This is a genomic window from Vibrio pacinii DSM 19139, assembly GCF_000711795.1.
Lineage (GTDB): Bacteria > Pseudomonadota > Gammaproteobacteria > Enterobacterales > Vibrionaceae > Vibrio > Vibrio pacinii.
Window position 1 is genome coordinate 1 of the sequence record NZ_JONH01000051.1, and the last position, 1628, is coordinate 1628.

A 1628-nucleotide genomic window follows, 5' to 3' on the forward strand; every position below is an offset into this window, starting at 1 on the left:
CTATAACAAAGCGTTTAAGAGTGATTCCAAACGCTTGCCGGTTTCGCTTCGCTCACAGTATGGCAAGCGCTTGTCACACCTTAACGCAGCGTTATATGCACATTGGAGAATCGAGTAAGTGGATGATTTAGTATATAAATATCGTAGTTTTAGTGATCGAGCTCTTGAAATTTTGATCAATCAAGAGTTGTGGTTAGCGACTCCGGCAAGTCTGAATGATCCGTTTGATTGTCAAATCGAATACGCGAGTCTATTTGAGGCTGGAATGTCAGAATTTAATATCTCGACTAGCGCATTAGACTCTTTTACAGAAGCTAGCCATCAAGTAGTGCAAAACTTGAGAGTACTAAGTTTATCCAACTCTGAGTTAAACCCACTACTGTGGGCTCATTATGCTGAAAGCCATAGGGGCTTTTGCCTTGGATTCGATGAAATGGAATTCAAATATTCATTTAATCTAGATTTGAGACCACAGAGAGTAGAGTATAGTGATCAATTGCCACAGTTGAAGTTTTCTCCCTATCTTTATGACTCTGACTTTCAGAACAAAGATCATTCTCAAGAACTCATTTTTACGCTTGATGCCTTTTTGAAAAAAGTAGCGTTGACTAAGCCGTTGGCATGGTCGGTTGAAGATGAGTCTAGGATTGTTACAAAGCATCCAATGCAAGGTAACGTTATTAGTTTTAACCCTAGAGCTCTTAGAGAAGTAGTATTTGGGCTAAATATGCCAGAATCAAACAAGAGAACAATTAAGACACTATTGGCAGGTGAGCAGTGGAAACACGTTACTTTTTATCAAATTCATAAATCCGTAGGTAGTTTCGAACTTAATAAAGCGGCACTCTAGGCGCATATAACAAAGCGTTTAAGGCGGATTCCCAACGCATGGCGTTTTCGGCTTATTTTGGGTTTTGTGTTTATGTCACAATGGGTTAGATAGGGTGGTAGCGTTGCTCACCACTTAACGCTGCGTTATGTGTAACCAGAGGAAAATGCATGGAAGTACAGCTCAACGTAGGTAGTGACTCCTTATTCGCAGAATCTTTAACCAAGTCAAATATGGCAGGTTACTATCAAACTCGTGGGATAATCTGGGATCACAATCAGTTTCTAAGTAGTTGGGAAGAGTTCGATAATTACGAAGTCCATCTAGACCAAACTCGTGTTGGTGTTCTCCGTTTTAGCTATAGTGGCGATACTACCTTCTTGAGAGACTTTCAAATTTTGCCTGAGTTTCAGGGTAGAGGAATTGGGGCAAAGTGTCTCGAACTAGTTGTTAGACATGCGCTTGAAAGACAATCCACTAAGCTAGTTTTGCGTGTGTTTAGTGAAAATCCAGCTATCAGCCTGTATGAGTCCAAGGGCTTCGTTAGAACATCTGAAGTCAAGGGGTTGGTGGAAATGGAGACCCCTTTAAGTTCAAACACATAACAAACAATTCAAGCTGATTCGCAACGCTCGGCGCTTTCGGTTTCAATTAGTTTGGTGATTACGGTGAAGTGCTTAGGCAATGTGGCAGCGTTGCTCACAACTTAATTGGGCGTTAGTTTGCTAAAGGCTAGCGGTTAACTAGCCTAAGCTTGCTCTCACATCTGCAATGGTGATGAAGAGTTTGTTTTCAGCGT

Annotated in this window: 2 protein-coding genes; both read left to right on the plus strand. The window is 41.2% G+C overall.

What is annotated here, in order from left to right; all coding sequences use genetic code 11:
* Positions 1-118 precede the first annotated feature (118 nt).
* Positions 119-850: a DUF2971 domain-containing protein gene (locus BS19_RS14960; protein WP_038176339.1), complete on the plus strand. Its 732-nt coding sequence runs from the start codon at positions 119-121 to the stop codon at positions 848-850.
* A 149-nt stretch (positions 851-999) separates the two neighbouring features.
* The gene (locus BS19_RS14965) at positions 1000-1434 is read left to right on the plus strand and encodes a GNAT family N-acetyltransferase (RefSeq protein WP_038176340.1); all 435 of its coding nucleotides are present in this window, start codon (positions 1000-1002) and stop codon (positions 1432-1434) included.
* Positions 1435-1628: the final 194 nt, after the last annotated feature.